The organism is Sphingomonas sanguinis (assembly GCF_019297835.1).
GTDB classification, from domain to species: domain Bacteria; phylum Pseudomonadota; class Alphaproteobacteria; order Sphingomonadales; family Sphingomonadaceae; genus Sphingomonas; species Sphingomonas sanguinis_D.
This window is the reverse complement of sequence record NZ_CP079203.1, coordinates 941,487-959,727: the sequence shown is the minus strand read 5'-3', so window position 1 is coordinate 959,727 and position 18,241 is coordinate 941,487. Positions and strand designations below refer to the sequence as shown.

At 64.4% G+C, this 18,241-nt stretch carries 18 protein-coding genes; all 18 read left to right on the top strand.

Translation table 11 applies throughout. The annotated features are described in order from the left end of the window. Positions 1-28 precede the first annotated feature (28 nt). The 18 genes from ndhC to KV697_RS04100 all read left to right on the top strand — a co-directional run bounded on the left by ndhC (position 29) and on the right by KV697_RS04100 (position 18,241). The gene (ndhC, locus tag KV697_RS04185; protein WP_056438114.1) at positions 29-403 is read left to right on the top strand and encodes an NADH-quinone oxidoreductase subunit A; all 375 of its coding nucleotides are present in this window, start codon (positions 29-31) and stop codon (positions 401-403) included. Further along, positions 394-978 carry a NuoB/complex I 20 kDa subunit family protein gene (locus tag KV697_RS04180; RefSeq protein WP_206378809.1) on the top strand — a complete coding sequence of 195 codons (585 nt, stop codon included), beginning with the start codon at positions 394-396 and terminating at the stop codon, positions 976-978. Before ndhC ends, KV697_RS04180 begins: the two co-directional genes overlap by 10 nt. Beyond that, a complete protein-coding gene (locus tag KV697_RS04175; protein WP_219020220.1) occupies positions 975-1,811 on the top strand; it encodes an NADH-quinone oxidoreductase subunit C in 837 nt (278 codons plus the stop codon). Before KV697_RS04180 ends, KV697_RS04175 begins: the two co-directional genes overlap by 4 nt. Next, a complete protein-coding gene (locus KV697_RS04170) occupies positions 1,808-3,043 on the top strand; it encodes an NADH-quinone oxidoreductase subunit D (RefSeq protein WP_076716689.1) in 1,236 nt (411 codons plus the stop codon). Before KV697_RS04175 ends, KV697_RS04170 begins: the two co-directional genes overlap by 4 nt. Next, positions 3,043-3,717, top strand: a complete 675-nt coding sequence (locus KV697_RS04165; protein ID WP_058716353.1) for a complex I 24 kDa subunit family protein — start codon at positions 3,043-3,045, stop codon at positions 3,715-3,717. Before KV697_RS04170 ends, KV697_RS04165 begins: the two co-directional genes overlap by 1 nt. After that, a complete protein-coding gene (nuoF, locus tag KV697_RS04160) occupies positions 3,717-5,027 on the top strand; it encodes an NADH-quinone oxidoreductase subunit NuoF (protein ID WP_058745084.1) in 1,311 nt (436 codons plus the stop codon). The genes KV697_RS04165 and nuoF overlap by 1 nt, the downstream gene beginning before the upstream one ends. Then, positions 5,027-7,045, top strand: coding sequence for an NADH-quinone oxidoreductase subunit NuoG (gene nuoG / locus KV697_RS04155; RefSeq protein ID WP_219020219.1), 2,019 nt, complete (start codon positions 5,027-5,029; stop codon positions 7,043-7,045). The genes nuoF and nuoG overlap by 1 nt, the downstream gene beginning before the upstream one ends. Continuing rightward, a complete protein-coding gene (nuoH, locus tag KV697_RS04150; RefSeq protein WP_056438094.1) occupies positions 7,042-8,097 on the top strand; it encodes an NADH-quinone oxidoreductase subunit NuoH in 1,056 nt (351 codons plus the stop codon). The genes nuoG and nuoH overlap by 4 nt, the downstream gene beginning before the upstream one ends. Then, positions 8,094-8,579 carry an NADH-quinone oxidoreductase subunit NuoI gene (gene nuoI, locus KV697_RS04145; protein WP_042483186.1) on the top strand — a complete coding sequence of 162 codons (486 nt, stop codon included), beginning with the start codon at positions 8,094-8,096 and terminating at the stop codon, positions 8,577-8,579. The genes nuoH and nuoI overlap by 4 nt, the downstream gene beginning before the upstream one ends. A gap of 49 nt (positions 8,580-8,628) precedes the next feature. Beyond that, entirely contained in the window at positions 8,629-9,240 is a 612-nt protein-coding gene (locus tag KV697_RS04140; protein ID WP_219020218.1) for an NADH-quinone oxidoreductase subunit J, read from the top strand. 47 nt (positions 9,241-9,287) lie between these two features. Then, positions 9,288-9,545, top strand: coding sequence for an NADH-quinone oxidoreductase subunit NuoK (gene nuoK / locus KV697_RS04135; RefSeq protein WP_042469352.1), 258 nt, complete (start codon positions 9,288-9,290; stop codon positions 9,543-9,545). Further along, positions 9,545-11,659 carry an NADH-quinone oxidoreductase subunit L gene (gene nuoL, locus KV697_RS04130; RefSeq protein ID WP_219021237.1) on the top strand — a complete coding sequence of 705 codons (2,115 nt, stop codon included), beginning with the start codon at positions 9,545-9,547 and terminating at the stop codon, positions 11,657-11,659. The genes nuoK and nuoL overlap by 1 nt, the downstream gene beginning before the upstream one ends. A gap of 7 nt (positions 11,660-11,666) precedes the next feature. After that, complete coding sequence (locus KV697_RS04125) at positions 11,667-13,217, top strand: NADH-quinone oxidoreductase subunit M (RefSeq protein ID WP_219021236.1); 1,551 nt, start codon at positions 11,667-11,669, stop codon at positions 13,215-13,217. Beyond that, positions 13,217-14,680: an NADH-quinone oxidoreductase subunit NuoN gene (gene nuoN / locus KV697_RS04120; RefSeq protein ID WP_219020217.1), complete on the top strand. Its 1,464-nt coding sequence runs from the start codon at positions 13,217-13,219 to the stop codon at positions 14,678-14,680. The genes KV697_RS04125 and nuoN overlap by 1 nt, the downstream gene beginning before the upstream one ends. Before the next feature lie 5 nt (positions 14,681-14,685). Further along, positions 14,686-15,402, top strand: coding sequence for a biotin--[acetyl-CoA-carboxylase] ligase (locus KV697_RS04115; RefSeq protein WP_219020216.1), 717 nt, complete (start codon positions 14,686-14,688; stop codon positions 15,400-15,402). 9 nt (positions 15,403-15,411) lie between these two features. Next, complete coding sequence (locus KV697_RS04110) at positions 15,412-16,191, top strand: type III pantothenate kinase (RefSeq protein WP_219020215.1); 780 nt, start codon at positions 15,412-15,414, stop codon at positions 16,189-16,191. Positions 16,192-16,326: 135 nt separating this feature from the next. Continuing rightward, entirely contained in the window at positions 16,327-17,961 is a 1,635-nt protein-coding gene (locus tag KV697_RS04105) for a ribonuclease J (RefSeq protein ID WP_219020214.1), read from the top strand. 4 nt (positions 17,962-17,965) lie between these two features. Then, positions 17,966-18,241: a DUF1467 family protein gene (locus KV697_RS04100; RefSeq protein WP_219020213.1), complete on the top strand. Its 276-nt coding sequence runs from the start codon at positions 17,966-17,968 to the stop codon at positions 18,239-18,241.

Genomic DNA, 18,241 nt, shown 5'->3' with positions numbered 1-18,241 from the left:
TCCAGTTCCGCATCTGCGAGAGAAAAACTTGGTCGATCTGTCGCAATATCTGCCGATCCTCCTGTTCCTGGGCGTTGCCCTGGTTCTGTCGACGGCTTTCGTGTTTCTGCCGATGCTCGTGGCGCGCCTGACCGGCGCCCATAAGCCCAACGAGCAGAAGCTGTCCGAATATGAGTGCGGCTTCCCCGCGTTCGAAGACCCGCGCAGCCAGTTCGACGTGCGTTTCTACCTCGTCGCCATCCTGTTCATCATCTTCGATCTGGAAGCGGCGTTTCTGTACCCCTGGGCGGTCAGTGTCTTCAGCCTCGGCTGGACCGCCTGGTTTTCGATGATGATCTTCATCGGCGAGCTCGCGCTGGGTCTCGTCTATGCGTGGAAGAAGGGAGCGTTGGATTGGGAGTAAATCTTCACTCCGGTCCGGTTGAGTTCAAGCCGCAGGCCCATGGCGGACTCGCCCATGATGGCCAGGCCGTCATTCAGCCCGATCAGGGCTTTTTCGACGGGCTCAACGGCGAGCTGACCGACAAGGGCTTCCTCGTCACCTCGACCGAGGAGCTGTTCCAATGGGCGCGCACCGGCTCGCTCTGGTGGATGACCTTCGGTCTGGCGTGCTGCGCGGTGGAGATGATCCACGTGAACATGCCGCGTTACGATCTGGAGCGCTTCGGTGCCGCGCCGCGCGCGTCGCCGCGCCAGTCGGACGTGATGATCGTCGCGGGCACGCTGTGCAACAAGATGGCTCCGGCGCTGCGTCGTGTGTACGACCAGATGTCGAACCCGAAATACGTCATCTCGATGGGCAGCTGCGCCAATGGCGGCGGCTACTATCACTACAGCTATTCGGTGGTGCGCGGCTGTGACCGGATCGTGCCCGTGGACATCTATGTCCCCGGTTGCCCGCCGACCGCCGAAGCGCTGTTGTACGGCGTGATGCAGCTGCAGCGGAAGATCCGCCGCGCCGGGAGCATCGAACGGTGAGGGCGCCTGCTCCTCGTTATGCCGCCAATGACGGCGTGATCGATGCGGCCCGCGCCGCGCTCGGTCCCTGGCTGATCGACGCGCGCGAGCATGTCGGCGAGGTCGCTCTGGTCGTCGACCGTGCGAACCTGGTCCCGGCGATGATCGCGCTGCGCGATACCAAGGGGCTGGAATATCAGCAGCTGATGGAGATTGCGGGCGTCGACTATCCGGAGCGCGACGAGCGTTTCGAGGTGGTCTATTGCCTGCTCTCGCTGACCCGCAACCACCGCCTGCACGTCCATGTCTCGACCGACGAGGACAAGCCGGTTCCGTCGGTGACGGGGCTGTGGCCGGTCGCGGGCTGGCTGGAGCGTGAGGTCTACGACCTGTACGGCGTGCTGTTCTCGGGCAATAGCGACCTGCGTCGTATCCTGACCGACTATGGCTTCCGTGGCCATCCGCTGCGCAAGGACTTCCCGCTGACCGGCTATACCGAGCTGCGCTATTCGGAAGAGGAAAAGCGCGTCGTCTATGAGCCGGTGAAGCTGGCGCAGGACTTCCGCAATTTCGACTTCCAGAGCCCTTGGGAAGGTGCCGAATATGTCCTTCCGGGCGACGAGAAGGGCTCGCAGCCGCAGGGCAAGGGCGCGCAGACCCCGGCCAGTGCGGATGCGGTGAAGAAGGCCGATGCCGCGCCGGACAAGACCGTCGCCGCCAACGCGCCCGAGGCGAAGACCACCGAAAGCCCCAAGCAGACGGGCGCGGGCGAACCGCATCCGGGCAACAAGGCCGAAGGTAAGCCCCAGGACCCGGACGTCGTGCCGGGCAAGGGCGGAGGACAGAATCAGTGAGCGACTACGTCGACGAACTGCTCCACAAGACGGACGCCGTTGACCCGACCACGGGCGACGTGTCGATCCAGAACTATACGATCAACTTCGGCCCGCAGCATCCGGCGGCGCACGGGGTGCTTCGCCTCGTCATGGAGCTGGACGGCGAGATCGTCGAGCGCGTCGATCCGCATGTCGGCCTGCTGCATCGCGGCACCGAGAAGCTGATCGAATACAAGACCTATTCGCAGGCGCTGCCCTATTTCGACCGGCTCGACTATTGCTCGCCGATGTGCATGGAGCATAGCTTCGTGCTGGCGGTCGAGAAGCTGCTCGACCTCGAAGTGCCGCTGCGCGCCCAGTATCTGCGGACCTTCTTCGCCGAGCTGACGCGTATCTCGAACCACATGCTCAACATCGGCAGCCACGTCATGGACGTCGGCGCGATGACGCCGAATCTGTGGCTGTTCGAAATTCGCGAAGATTGCATGAACTTCTACGAGCGGGCCTCGGGCGCGCGCATGCACGCGAATTACTTCCGCGTCGGCGGCGTCCATCAGGATGTGCCGCTCAAGCTGCTGACCGATATCGCCGACTGGCTCGACACCCGTCTGCCGCGCCTGTTCGAGGACGCGATCAGCCTGGTGGCGAACAACCGCATCTTCAAGCAGCGCAATGTCGACATCGCGGTGGTGAACCGCGAGGACGCGATCAAGTGGGGCTTCTCCGGCCCGATGATCCGTGGCTCGGGCATTCCGTGGGACCTGCGCAAGTCGCAGCCCTATGACGCCTATGACAAGGTGGACTTCGACGTGCCGGTGGGCACCAGCGGCGACTGCTATGACCGGTTCATGGTGCGCGTCGAGGAAGTGCGCCAGTCGGCCCGGATCATGAAGCAGTGCCTGGCGCAGATGCCCGAAGGTCCGGTGATGGCGACCGATCGCAAGGTCACGCCGCCCAAGCGCGGTGAGATGAAGCGCTCGATGGAAGCGCTGATCCACCACTTCAAGCTCTATACCGAAGGGTATCACGTCCCCGCTGGTGAGGTGTATGTCGCGACCGAAAGCCCCAAGGGCGAATTCGGCGTGTATCTCGTTTCCGACGGATCGAACAAACCCTATCGCTGCAAGATCCGCCCGACTGCGTTCAGCCATCTCCAGGCCATGGAATTCATGTCCAAGGGCCATATGCTGGCGGACACGACTGCGATCCTGGGCGCGATGGACATCGTTTTTGGTGAATGTGACCGCTAATGGCTGACGCTCCCAACATCCCCGACGAGGCCGAAGTCCGCGCCCGCTGGGGCAATTTCGCCTGGACCGACGAGAACCAGAAGAAGGCGAACGAGATCCTCGCGCGCTATCCCAAGGGTCGCGAACAGTCCTGTTCGATCCCGTTCCTTGATCTGGCCCAGCGCCAGGTCGGTGCCGAGACGCAGACGCAAGGGTGGTTGCCGGTTCCGGTGATCGAGTTCGTCGCGCGCCAGCTGGGTGTCGCCTATATGCGCATCTATGAGGTCGCGACCTTCTACACGATGTTCAACCTCGCGCCGGTCGGTCGTTACCACGTGCAGGTGTGCGGCACGACGCCGTGCATGTTGCGCGGGTCGGACGACGTGCTGGCGGCGTGCAAGAACAAGGGCCTGATCAAGGGCAAGACCACGCCCGACGGCATGTTCACGCTGACCGAGGTCGAGTGCATGGGCAACTGCGCCTCGGCGCCGATGGTCCAGATCAACGACGACAATTTCGAGGATCTGGATTACGACCGCACGGTCACGATCCTGGAAGCGCTGGCGCGGGGCGAGAGCCCCAAGACCGGCACGCAGGAGCCGGGTCGCCACACGGTCGAGCCGATCGGCGGTCCGACCACGCTGACCGCCATGGTCGGCGACAATCACGACTATCGCGGGGAGTGGGGCGCATAATGCTCGCTGACAAGGACCGCATTTTCACCAATCTCTACGGCTATCAGCCGTGGAACGTCGACGCGGCGATGAAGCGCGGCGATTGGGACAATACCAAGGCGCTGCTGGAGCTGGGCCAGGACAAGATCATCGACGTCATCAAGGCGTCGGGTCTGCGTGGGCGCGGCGGTGCGGGCTTCCCGACCGGCATGAAGTGGAGCTTCATGCCCAAGGAACCGCGCCCCGACCGGCCGAGCTTCCTGGTCATCAACGCCGACGAATCCGAGCCGGGTTCGTGCAAGGACCGCGAGATCATCCGCCACGATCCGCACAAGCTGATCGAGGGCGCGCTGGTCGCGGGCTTCGCGATGCGCGCGCGGGCGGCCTATATCTATATTCGCGGCGAATATATCCGTGAGGCGGAGACGCTGTTCGCGGCGGTCGCCGAAGCCTATGACCGGGGCTTCCTGGGCAAGAATGCCTGTGGCTCGGGTTACGACTTCGACGTCTTCGTCCATCGTGGCGCGGGCGCCTATATCTGCGGCGAAGAGACCGCGATGATCGAAAGCCTGGAGGGCAAGAAGGGCCAGCCGCGCCTGAAGCCGCCTTTCCCGGCGGGGGCGGGCCTCTATGGCTGCCCGACCACGGTCAACAACGTGGAATCGATCGCGGTCGCCCCGACGATCCTGCGTCGCGGGGCCGAGTGGTTCTCCTCCTTCGGGCGCGAGAACAACAAGGGCACCAAGCTCTTCCAGATTTCCGGCCATGTCGATCGCCCCTGCGTGGTCGAGGAAAGCATGTCGATCAGCTTCCGCGAGCTGATCGAGAAGCATTGCGGCGGCATCCGTGGCGGTTGGGACAATCTGCTCGCGGTGATCCCGGGCGGTTCGTCGGTGCCGTTGGTGCCTGCCGCCGAGATCATGGACGCGCCGATGGATTTCGACGGCCTGAAGGCGGTCGGGTCGGGTCTCGGCACGGCGGCCGTCATCGTCATGGACAAGTCGACCGACATCGTCCGCGCGATCAGCCGTCTGTCCTATTTCTACAAGCATGAGAGCTGCGGCCAGTGCACGCCGTGCCGTGAAGGCACCGGCTGGATGTGGCGCGTGATGGAGCGGATGCGCACCGGCGATGCCGATGTGGCCGAGATCGACACGCTGTTCCAGGTGACGAAGCAGGTCGAAGGCCACACCATCTGCGCGCTCGGCGACGCGGCGGCCTGGCCGATCCAGGGCCTGATCCGCCACTTCCGCCCGGAGATGGAACGCCGCATTCGCGAACGCAAAGGCGAGACGGGCGGCAACGCCCCGATGATGGAAGCTGCCGAATAATGCCTAAGGTCAAAGTCGACGGCGTCGAGATCGAGGTGCCGCAGGGCGCCACCGTGCTGCAGGCCTGCGAGCTTGCGGGCAAGGAAATCCCGCGCTTCTGCTATCATGAGCGGCTGTCCATCGCGGGCAATTGCCGCATGTGCCTGGTCGAGGTGAAGCCTGGCCCCCCCAAGCCGCAGGCGTCTTGCGCGCTTCCGGCGGCGGACAATCAGGAAATCTTCACCACCACCCCGATGGTGAAGGCCGCGCGCGAAGGCGTGATGGAATTCCTGCTGATCAACCATCCGCTGGACTGCCCGATCTGCGATCAGGGCGGCGAATGCGACCTGCAGGACCAGTCCATGGCCTATGGCAAGGGCCATAGCCGCTATGACGAGAACAAGCGGGCCGTCACCGAGAAGTACATGGGTCCGATCGTCAAGACGGTCATGACCCGCTGCATCCAGTGCACCCGCTGCGTCCGCTTCGCCGAAGAGGTCGCAGGCGTAGAGGAAATCGGCGCGATCTATCGCGGCGAGAACATGCAGATCACCTCGTACCTCGAACAGGCCGTGTCGAGCGAGCTGTCGGGCAATGTCGTCGACCTGTGCCCGGTGGGCGCGCTGACGTCCAAGCCCTATGCGTTCGAGGCGCGTCCGTGGGAGCTGAAGAAAACGCTCGCCATCGACGTGATGGATGCGGTCGGCACCAATATCCGCCTCGACAGCCGGGGTCGTCAGGTGCTGCGCTGCGTGCCGCGCATCAACGACGAGGTGAACGAGGAGTGGGCGAGCGATAAGACGCGTCACGCGATCGACGGCCTGGTCCGTCGTCGCCTCGACCGTCCGTTCATCCGCCGCGACGGCAAGCTGGTTCCCGCCACCTGGGACGAGGCCTTCGCCGCGATCCGTGACGTGAACGCGGGTTCGAGCGTCGCCGCCATCGCAGGGGACCTGGTCGATTGCGAGACGATGTTCGCGGCCAAGGCGCTGCTCGCCAAGATGGGGTCGAGCCTGCTCGAAGGCCGTCAGACCGGCATGGACTATGACGTTTCCAGCCTGGCCGCGGTCAACTTCAACACGACCATCGCGGGCGTCGAGAAGGCCGATGCGATCCTGCTGATCGGCACCAATCTGCGCTGGGAAGCGCCGCTGGTGAACACCCGCATCCGCAAGGCGATCAAGAAGGGCGCCAAGGTCTTCGCCATCGGCCCCGAAACCGATCTGACCTACAAGGTCGAGTGGCTCGGCGCCGACCTGTCGGCGCTGGGCAACCTGCCCGAAGCCGTCACGGAGCTGTTCGGCAAGGCCGCCCGCCCGATGGTGATCGTCGGTGGCGCGGCGCTGAAGGGCGCGCATGGCGCGAGCCTGAAGCTGGTCGACCAGTTCAATCTGGTGCGGACGCTGGAGGACGGTTCGGCGTGGAACGGCTATAACGTCGTGCACATGGCGGCGTCGCGCATGGGCGGCCTGATGCTCGGTTACGCGCAGAAGGGCGGCATCGCGGATGTGGTTTCGGCCGCGCCGAAGCTGGCCTTCTTCCTGGGCGCCGACGAGGTGGACTTCGCCAAGTTGGGCAGCAGCTTCAAGGTGTTCGTCGGCCATCATGGCGACAAGGGTGCGCATCACGCCGATGTCATCCTGCCGGGCGCGACCTTTGCCGAGAAGTCGGGCACCTGGGTCAATCTGGAAGGCCGGGTGCAGCGCGGCGACCGTGCGGTGTTCGCACCGGGTGACGCGCGCGACGACTGGACGATCTTCCGTGCGCTGTCCGAAGTGCTGGGCCAGACCCTGCCGTTCGACACGCTGGACGAACTGCGCGCCGCCATGACCGCAGAGGTTCCGGCGCTGGGCCAGGTCGGCCTCGTGACCTTCGACTGGGCCGCGCCGTCGCTGAACGCGACCGCGTCCGGCACGCTGGAGGGTTACCCGATCAAGGACTTCTACCTCACCAACGCGATCTGCCGCGCCAGCCCGACGATGCAGCGCTGCTCGGCCGAACTGGTCCATGGTGAGACCTATGCGGAGGCAGCGGAGTGACCGCGTTTTTCAACACGACGCTCGGCCTTCCTTATGGCTGGGCCTGGACGATCGCGACTTTGGTCGGGATTCTGGCGATCGCGCTGCCGCTGATGCTGGCCGTCGCGATGGTCATCTATGTTGACCGCAAGATCTGGGCGGCGATGGCGCTGCGCCGGGGGCCGAACGTCGTCGGCCCCTTCGGTCTGCTCCAGTCCTTCGCCGACGGTCTGAAGGTCTTCCTTCAGGAAACTATCGTTCCCTCGGCCGCCAATCGCGGGCTGTTCCTGCTGGCGCCGATCATCACCTTCACGGTCGCGCTGATCGTCTGGGCGGTGGTGCCGTTCCAGCCGGGCGTGGTCGTCGCCAACATCAATGTCGGCCTGCTGTACGTTCTCGCGGCCTCGTCGCTTGGCGTGTACGGCGTGATCCTGTCGGGCTGGGCGTCGAACTCGAAATATCCCTTCTACTCGGCGCTTCGTGCCGCCGCGCAGATGGTGTCTTATGAAGTCGCGATCGGCTTCATCCTGATCTCGGTTGTGATGTGGTCGGGCAGTTTCAACCTGACCGACATTGTCGAGGCGCAGAAGAGCGTGCTGGGGATTCCGGTCAACGGCTTCTTCCTCAACCCGCTGCTTTTCCCGATGGCGGTGATGTTCTTCATCTCGGCGCTAGCCGAGACGCAGCGCGCGCCGTTCGATCTGACCGAAGCGGAGTCTGAGCTCGTCGCGGGTTACCAGACCGAATACAGCTCGATGTCGTTCGCGCTGTTCTGGCTGGGCGAATACGCCAACGTCATCCTGATGTGCGCGCTGAACGCGATCCTGTTCTGGGGTGGCTATCTGCCGCCGTTCGACTGGGCGCCGCTCTATGTCGTGCCGGGCATCGTATGGCTGCTGCTGAAGATGTGCTTCTTCTTCTTCGTGTTTTCCTGGGTGAAGGCGACCGTACCGCGTTACCGGTACGACCAGCTGATGCGGCTGGGCTGGAAGGTGTTCCTGCCGGTGTCGCTGTTCTGGGTATTCTTGGTGTCTGGCGTGCTGATGTATGCGCGCGTGGGAGTTCCGGCATGAGCGTCGCTCAGTACGTCAAGGCTTTTACGCTGTGGGAGTTCGTGAAGGGCCATGCGCTGACCCTTCGCTACTTCTTCAAGCCGAAGGCGACGATCAACTATCCGTTCGAGAAGAACCCCATCTCTCCGCGCTTCCGGGGCGAGCACGCGCTGCGTCGCTATCCGAATGGCGAGGAGCGGTGCATCGCGTGCAAACTGTGCGAGGCGATCTGCCCCGCCCAGGCGATCACGATCGAGGCGGAACCCCGCGACGACGGCAGCCGCCGCACGACGCGCTACGACATCGACATGACCAAGTGCATCTATTGCGGGCTGTGCCAGGAGGCTTGCCCTGTGGATGCCATCGTCGAGGGTCCGAACTTCGAATTTTCGACCGAGACCCGCGAAGAGCTGATCTACGACAAGTCGAAGTTGCTCGATAACGGTGACCGCTGGGAAAGCGCGATCGCGGCGAACCTTGCCGCCGATGCGCCGTACCGTTAAAGCCCGCGACCAACGGTTCGGGTCGGACAGAAAAGGGGCCTGACAGGCAGTGATACAGGCTATCGCCTTCTATATTTTCGCGACCGTGGTGATCGTGTCCGCAGGGCTCACGATCGCGTCGCGCAATCCGGTGCACTCGGTCATGTGGCTGATCCTGGCGTTCTTCAACGCCGCGGGCCTCATGGTGCTGTGCGGGGCCGAGTTCATCGCGATGCTGCTCGTCATCGTCTATGTGGGCGCGGTCGCGGTCTTGTTCCTCTTCGTCGTCATGATGCTCGATATCGAGGTCGCGGCGATGCGGGCGGGCTTTGCGCGCTATCTGCCGCTGGGCCTGGCACTCGCCGTCGCCCTGCTGGCCGAGGTCATCATCGCGTTCCAGGCGTGGAGCGTCGGCGGCGTGCAGCTGGCGGCCCGTGCGGCCCCGATCGCCCCGGAGGTGTCCAACATCCAGGCGATCGGCAACCTGCTGTACACGCGCTATCTGTTCATCTTCGAGGGTGCGGGCCTGGTCCTGCTCGTCGCGATGATCGGCGCGATCGTGCTCACGCATCGCAAGCGGGGCGGTATCCGTCCGCAGAACATCGCCAAGCAGAATGCGCGTCAGCCGCATGAGGCGATCCGCAACATCAATCAGCCCATCGGGCAGGGGGTGGAACTGTGACGATCGGTCTCGTCCATTATCTGGTCGTTGCAGCGATCCTGTTCACCATGGGGGTGCTGGGTATCTTCCTCAATCGGAAGAACCTGATCGTCATCCTCATGGCGATTGAGCTCATCCTGCTCGCCGTGAACCTGAACCTCGTCGCCTTCTCGGCCGCGCTTCAGGATCTGGTGGGTCAGGTCTTCGCCATGTTCGTGCTGACCGTGGCCGCCGGTGAATCGGCGATCGGTCTGGCGATCCTGGTCATCTATTTCCGTGGCCGCGGCACCATCGCGGTCGACGACGTCAACCGGATGAAGGGGTAATCGGGTTGATCCTCGCTATCGTCTTCCTGCCGTTGCTGGCCGCCGCCATTGCGGGGTTCGGCAACAAGGCCATCGGGAACGTGCCCGCCAAGGTCGTCACGACCGGCGCGCTGTTCATTTCCTGTGCCCTCTCATGGCCGATCTTCATCGGCTATCTGTCGGGCGCCAATGGCGCGACCGTCACGCCGGTGCTCCACTGGATTACCAGCGGCACCATGTCGGTCGACTGGGCGCTGCGCGTCGACTCGCTGACCGCGATCATGCTGGTGGTCATCACCAGCGTCTCGGCGCTCGTTCACCTCTATAGCTGGGGCTATATGAGCGAGGAGCCGGATCAGCCGCGCTTCTTCGCCTATCTCTGCCTCTTCACCTTCGCGATGCTGATGCTCGTGACGGCGGACAATCTGGTCCAGATGTTCTTCGGCTGGGAAGGCGTGGGTCTCGCGTCCTACCTGCTGATCGGCTTCTGGTTCCGTAAGCCCTCGGCCAATGCGGCCGCGATCAAGGCGTTCGTCGTCAACCGCGTCGGCGACCTCGGCTTCATGCTCGGTATCTTCGGTACCTTCCTGGTGTTCGGGACCGTCTCGATTCCGGCGATCCTGGCGGCGGCCCCCGGCATGGCGGGCTCGACCATCGGCTTCCTGGGCTATCGTTTCGACACGATGACCGTGCTCTGCCTGCTGCTGTTCGTCGGCGCGATGGGCAAGTCGGCGCAGCTCGGCCTCCACACCTGGCTGCCGGACGCGATGGAAGGCCCGACCCCGGTGTCGGCGTTGATCCACGCGGCGACCATGGTGACTGCTGGCGTGTTCATGGTGTGCCGCCTGTCGCCGATGTTCGAAACCTCGCCGACCGCGCTGGGCGTCATCACCGTGATCGGGGCCTGTACCTGCTTCTTCGCCGCGACCGTCGGCACGGTGCAGACCGACATCAAGCGCGTCATCGCCTATTCGACCTGTTCGCAGCTCGGCTATATGTTCTTCGCGGCCGGCGTCGGCGCGTACGGCGCGGCGATGTTCCACCTGTTCACGCACGCCTTCTTCAAGGCGCTGCTGTTCCTGGGTGCTGGCTCGGTCATCCATGCGATGCACCATGAGCAGGACATGCGTTATTATGGCGGTCTGCGTCGCCACATCCCGCTCACCTTCTGGGCGATGATGATGGGTACGCTGGCGATCACCGGCGTCGGTATCCCGGCTCTGTTCGGCAATCCGATGGCGTTCGGTTTCGCGGGCTTCCACTCGAAGGACGCGATCATCGAAGTCGCCTATGCCGGTGGTTCGGGCTTCGCCTTCTGGGCGGGCGTGATCGCCGCGCTGCTGACCAGCTTCTATTCGTGGCGCCTGATGTTCCTGACTTTCTGGGGCAAGCCGCGCTGGACCGGGTCGGAGCATATCCAGCACGCGATCCATGACGCGCATGGCCACGGCCATGACGACCACGCTCATGGGCACGCTCACGATGCGCATCATAACGACGCGCATTCGGAAGATGCCGGTCACGAGCCGCATACGCATGACGCGGGCCACACCGATGTGCCGGAAGGCACGGGGGGCTATCATCCGCATGAGAGCCCGCTGGTCATGCTGATCCCGCTGATCGTCCTGTCGATCGGCGCGATCGCGGCGGGCTTCGTCTTCCACGGCTGGTTCATCGAGCCGGAAGCGGGCGAGAGCTATTGGAAAGGTGCGATCGCCTTCAACGAGCATCTGATGCACTCGATGCACGGCGTGCCGGTGTGGGTGAAGCTGTCGGCGACGGTGGTGATGCTGCTCGGTCTGCTGACCGCGTATCTGACCTATATCCGTGCACCGGAGTTCCCGGCCAAGTTCGCGGATCAGTTCCGCATCCTGTATCGCTTCCTCCTCAACAAATGGTATTTCGACGAGATCTACCATTTCCTCTTCGTACGCCCCGCCTTCGCGATCGGCCGGTTCCTGTGGCACCGTGGCGACGAGAAGACGATCGACCGCTTCGGCCCCAATGGTGTCGCCTGGCTCGTTCAGCTCGGCAGCAAGGGTGCGGCGCGCTTCCAGACGGGATACCTCTACAGCTATGCCTTCGTCATGTTGATCGGCCTGACTGCGGCCGTCACCTGGGCCATTTTGGGTTGATCGCGTGATGCAGGGCTTCCCGATCCTCTCCGTCATGCTGGCGGTCCCGGCCATTGCCGCGATCGCCTGCCTTTTCCTCTCCGCAAACGGCGCGCGCATGCTGGCGCTCGCCGCCACGCTGATCGACTTCGCCCTGGGCATCGTGCTCTGGACGCAGTTCGACGTGGGCGGCGCGCAGTGGCAGTTCGTCGAACATGCCCCCGGCATTTTCGGCCCGTTCGGCTGGTCGCTCGGCATCGACGGTTTCGCGCTGCTGCTGATCATGCTCAGCGTGTTCCTGATGCCGATCTGCATCGGCGCCAGCTGGCGTGCGATCGACAAGCGCGTCCCGGAATATATGGGCCTGTTCCTGTTCACCGAAGTGCTGATGATCGGCACCTTCGCGGCGCAGGACCTGTTCCTCTTCTACGTCTTCTTCGAAGCCGGTCTGATCCCGATGTATCTGATCATCGGCATCTGGGGCGGGGCGAACCGCATCTACGCGTCGTACAAGTTCTTCCTGTACACGCTGCTCGGCTCGCTCCTCATGTTCGTCGCGATGCTCTATATGGCACGCACGGCGGGCACGACCTCGATCCCGGCGCTTCTTGCCTATGACTTCCCGGCCTCGGTCCAGACCTGGCTGTGGATCGCCTTCTTCGCCTCGTTCGCGGTCAAGATGCCGATGTGGCCGGTCCACACCTGGCTTCCCGACGCGCACGTGCAGGCGCCGACGGCGGGTTCGGTCATTCTGGCGGGCGTGCTGCTGAAGCTGGGCGGCTATGGCTTCCTGCGCTTCCTGCTGCCGATGTTCCCGGAGGCGAGCGGGCAGCTGACCTGGCTGATCTTCGCGCTCTCGGCGGTGGCGGTGATCTATGCCTCGCTGGTCGCGCTGGTGCAGTCCGACATGAAGAAGCTAATCGCCTATTCGTCGGTCGCGCACATGGCGATCGTGACCATCGGCCTCTATGCCTTCAACCAGCAGGGCATCGAAGGCGCGATGATCATGATGCTCAGCCACGGTCTGGTGTCGGGCGCGCTCTTCCTGTGCGTCGGCGTCATCTACGACCGGCTGCACACCCGTGAGATCGCGCGCTATGGCGGGCTGTCGATCAACATGCCGAAATATGCCGTGCTGTTCCTGTTCTTCACCATGGCATCGATCGGTCTGCCGGGCACCAGCGGCTTCGTTGCCGAGTTCCTGTCGCTGATGGGCACCTATCAGGTGTCGACCTGGACCGCGCTGCTCTGCACCACCGGCATCATCCTGGGTGCGGCTTACATGCTCTATCTCTATCGGCGGGTCGCTTATGGCGAGATCAAGTCGGATGAGGTCGCAGCGATGCCGGACCTGTCGAGCCGCGAGCTGTGGCTGCTTGCGCCGATCGCGGCGGTGACTTTGTGGATGGGCGTGTATCCGGAGAGCTTCCTGGCGCCGATGCGCAAGGACGTCACGGTCCTGCTGCAGCGGATCGACCGCGCGAACCCCGGTTCGGACAGCCGTCCGACCGCCGGTAACCCTGCGCTCGCCACCACCCATGCCCCTGAGCACCAAGCTGCGCACGGGGAGGCGCACTGATGAGCTATTCGTTGAACCTTTTGATGGTCCTGCCCGAGCTGGTGCTGACCCTCGGCGCGATCGCGCTGATGCTCGTCGCCGCCTGGGGCGGGACGAACGCCACCCGCGGCATCTCGATCGCGGCGGTGTTCGTGCTGGCGGGGGCGATGGTCGCGCTCGCCGGTCCGGCGACGACGGGCGGGCTCGCCTTTGGCGGTCTGTACCGCGCCGACGCCTTTGCCGGTTTCGCCAAGGTCCTGATCTATCTGGCGACTGCGGTGGCGATCATCATGGCGCCGCGCTTCTTCGCTCGCTCGCCGGGTGAGGATCTGCGTCCCGAATATCCGATCCTCATGCTGCTCTCCTCGGTCGGCATGGGCATGATGGTGTCGGCGGGCGATCTGCTGACCCTCTATGTCGGTCTCGAACTGCAGAGCCTGTCGGCTTATGTGCTGGCGAGCTTCATGCGTCGCGACGGTCGTTCGGCCGAAGCGGGTCTGAAGTATTTCGTTCTCGGCGCATTGGCCTCGGGCATCCTGCTTTACGGCATCTCGCTGGTCTACGGCTTCTCGGGTTCGACCGACTTCGCGCAGATCGCCCTGGCCTATGGTCGCGATGCCGCGGCCGGTACGCGTTCGCTGGGCCTGATGTTCGGCCTCGTGTTCGTGTTCGCCGGGCTGGCGTTCAAGATGTCGGCGGTGCCGTTCCACATGTGGACGCCGGACGTCTATGAAGGCGCGCCGACCCCGGTGACGGCCTTCTTCGCCTCGGCCCCCAAGGTCGCGGCAATGGCACTGGCCATCCGCGTCGCCGTCGAAGCGATGGGCTCGGCGATGCAGCAGTGGCAGCAGATCGTGACCTTCGCGGCGCTCGCGTCGATCATCCTGGGCGCAGTCGCGGCGATCGGGCAGACCAACATCAAGCGGCTGCTCGCCTATTCATCGATCAACAATGTCGGCTTCGCGCTGATCGGTCTGGCGGCCGGAACGGCGCAGGGTGTCGCGGCGGTGCTGACCTACCTCACCATCTACGTCGTCATGACGCTGGGTGCGTTCCTGATCGTCATCCGCATGCGCGACGAGGACGGCAATCCGCTCGAGTCGATCGCCAGCCTTTCGGGCCTGTCGCGTACGCGTCCGGCGCTGGCCTGGGCGATGGCGTTCTTTATGTTCTCGGTCGCGGGCATTCCGCCGCTGCTCGGCTTCTATGCCAAGTTTGCGGTATTCAATGCGGCGGTTGCGGCGGGGCTGTTCCCGCTGGCGGTGATCGGCGTCGTCGCCTCGGTGATCGGTGCCTATTACTACCTGCGCATCATCAAGACGATGTTCTTCGATGAGCCCGTCGGTGCCTGGGCCAATAGCGACGTTCAGCCCGTCGAGAATGGCCTGATCGCACTGTCGGCGCTGTTCGTCTCGCCGGTCGGCTATCTGGCCATCCCGCTGCTGGGCGCCTGGTCGCTGGCAGCCGCTCGGGCGCTGTTCTGAGCCGATTGCTGCACGTCCCGGAAACGGGATCGACCAATGCCGATCTTCGCCAGCTTGCCGAGGCAGGCGGCGAAGACGGCGATTGGGACGGCCTCTGGCTCCGCGCCGACCGCCAGACGGCGGGGCGCGGACGCCAGGGGCGGGAATGGTCATCCCCTTCCGGAAATTATTATGGATCGACGCTGGTCCGTTTGCGCCCCGGTGATCCGATGGCGGCGACGCTGGCGCTGGTCGCCGCCGTGGCGATCGAGGATGCGGTTCGATCCTGTCTTCCCGATATCGGCGCACGACTTGCGCTCAAATGGCCGAACGATCTGTTGATCGACGGTGCCAAATTGTCGGGCATCTTGTTGGAGCGTACGGGTGATGCGGTCGTCATCGGCATGGGGATCAACCTGGCGTCGGCCCCGGACCTATCCGACCGCGCCACGACCGCGCTTGGCGATCATGGCGTCACTGTCTCGCCCCAGACGATGCAGACGCTGCTCGCCGATGCGATGACCCGCTGGGTCGCGATCTGGCGTGAACAAGGGCTTCCCTCAATCATCGCGCGCTGGGAAGCCAAGGCGCATCCGCGCGGCACCGCGCTCACCGCCAAACTGCCGGACGGACAGGCGCTGACCGGAAGCTTTGACGGCCTGGCGAGCGACGGCGCTCTCAGGCTCGGCTTGGCGGACGGCTCCGGCCATGTCATCCATGCCGGCGATATCTTCCTGATCTGAAGGACCCCCATGCTGCTTGCGATCGATGCCGGGAACACGAACGTGGTCTTTGCGCTGCTCGAAGGGCGGACGATCAAGGGGCGTTGGCGCATCGCGACCGATCCGCGCCGCACCGGCGACGAATATGCGGTATGGCTCAGCCAGTTGCTGGCGCTGGAAGGCTATGCGCGCGAAGATGTGACCGGCGTCATCATCGCCACCGTCGTGCCGCGTGCGCTCCACAATCTTCAGGTGCTGGCGCAGAAATATTTCAAGGTCGAGCCGCTGATCGCAGGCCGCGCGCCGGTGGAATGGGGGATCGCGATCGACGTCGACGAACCCGCCTCGCTGGGCGCGGACCGCGCGGTCAACACGATCGCGGCGCACGAGCTTTATCCCGGCGATCTGATCACCATCGATTTCGGCACGGCGACCACCCTCGACATCAGCGATTATCACGGGGCGTATAAGGGCGGGATCATCGCACCCGGCATCAACCTGTCGCTTGACGCGCTGGTGACCGCTGCGGCCAAGCTGCCGCGTATCGCCATCGAGGCGCCGGAAAGCCGCAGCGTGATCGGCCGCAACACGGTCGACCAGATGCATATCGGCATCTTCTGGGGCTATGTCGCGATGATCGAGGGGCTGGTGGCGCGGCTGAAGGCCGAGGTCGGGCGGCCGGTCAAGGTGCTGGCAACCGGCGGACTGGCGGCGCTTTTGTCGCCCCACACCGATGTTTTCGATCATATCGAACCCGACCTGACCATTCAGGGGCTGGCGATCCTGTGGGAACGCGCCCATATCAGGTGACGAGTTTCGGACCGTGCCGCCCGCGAGATGCCGCAGGGCGCACGAGCCGCGAAAAAATGACCGCGCCCTGACCGGCGCACCCCTATCGCCCCGGACCCGCTTTCAGCGGGGTGGGCGTTCATTGTCAGGAAGTGAATGACTCCCAAGAAAGAATTGCTGTTCTGCGCGCTCGGTGGATCGGGCGAAATCGGCATGAACGTGAACCTGTACGGCACCGAAGGTAAGTGGGTGATGGTCGATTGCGGCATCACCTTCGCCGATCCGGCCTATCCCGGCATCGATGTGATCCTGCCCGATCTGAGCTTCATCGAGGACCGGCTGAATGACTTGGTCGGCATCGTGCTGACCCATGGTCACGAGGACCATATCGGCGCGCTGCCCTATCTGGCCGAAGATCTGGGCGTGCCCATCTATGCCACCGCCTTCACCGCCGGGCTGGTCCGCGGCAAGCTGGAGGAAGAAGGCAGCGCCAACCGCGTCAAGCTGCGCGTGATGGAGACGGGCAAGACGTTCGAGGTCGGCCCGTTCGACTTCACCTTCGTGCCGCTGTCGCACTCGATCCCCGAGGCCAATGCGCTGCTGATCGAGACGGCGGTCGGTCGCGTGTTCCATACCGGCGACTGGAAGCTCGACCAGACCCCCGTCATCGGCAAGCCCGCCAGCCCGGCGCAGCTTTCGTCGATCGGCGACATGGGCGTCGACGTGCTGGTGTGCGACTCCACCAACGCCTTCAACACCGAAGCCTCGGGCTCGGAAGCCAGCGTCCGCCCCGGCATCGCCGAGACGGTCGCCAAGGCCAAGGGTCGGGTGGTCATCACCACCTTCGCCTCCAACGCCGCGCGTCTGGTGACGCTGGGCGAGGTGGCGAAGGAAACCGGGCGCAAGCTGTGCGTCACCGGCCGTTCGCTCGACCGGATCCTGAAGGTCGGCCGCGCCTGCGGTTACTTCAAGGGCTTCCCGGAGGTCGTCGATCCCGAGACAGCAATGCGCCTGCCGAAGGACCGCGTGCTGATCGTCGCCACCGGCGGACAGGGCGAGCCGCGCGCGGCGCTGTCGCGTATCGCCGAGGGCAGCCACACGATCCGGCTCGATACCGGCGACACCGTCATCTTCTCGGCGCGGCAGATTCCGGGCAACGAGACGGCGGTCGGCCGTATCCAGAACATCTTGGCGGGCAAGGGCGTCCGCATGGTCACCGAGCGTCAGGCGCATGTCCATGTGTCGGGCCATCCCGGCCAGCCCGAACTGGCGCAGATGTACAAGTGGCTGCGCCCGCGCACGCTGATGCCGGTGCATGGCGAGATGCGGCACATGATGGAACATGCCCGCTTCGCGACCACGCAGGGCGTGCCGCAGACCATCGTTCAGTCGGACGGCGACATGATCCGCCTGCTGCCGGGCAATGCGACCAAGATCGGCAACGCGCCGGTCGGGCGCCTGGTGCTGGACGGCGACGTCATCCTGCCGTCGGACGGCTCGACCATGAACGAGCGGCGCAAGCTTGCGATCAACGGCCAGATTTCGGTCGGCGTCGCGGTCGCCAAGGGACGGCTGGTCGGCAGCCCGCAGGTCCGTGTTCAGGGCGTGCCGGTCGAGGACGAGCGTGACGCCTTCATTGCCGAGGCGATCGCTGCGGCGGCCAAGGCGGTCGATGGTCCGCGCCGCGCCACCGATAAGCTGCGCGAGGATATCCGCCTGTCGGTGCGCAAGGTCGCGACCCGCTGGACCGGCAAGAAGCCGATCGTCGATGTCCTGCTGATCGAGGGCTAAGACCATGCACTGGACGTCGGCCCTCGCGATCTACGTCCTGTTCTGGTTCCTCGCCGTGTTCCTGGTCCTGCCCTTCGGGGTCAGGACCACGCACGAGGCGGGCGGCGAGCACATCCCCGGCACCGCCGAAAGCGCGCCGCATGTCTTTCTGATCGGCCGCTTCTTCCTGCGCACGACGATCGTCGCGACGGTGATGTTCGTCCTGTTCTACCTGAACTATGTTTATGGCTGGATCACCGCCGATATGCTCGACTGGAGCGGGTTGAGCCGGGGCGTCTGA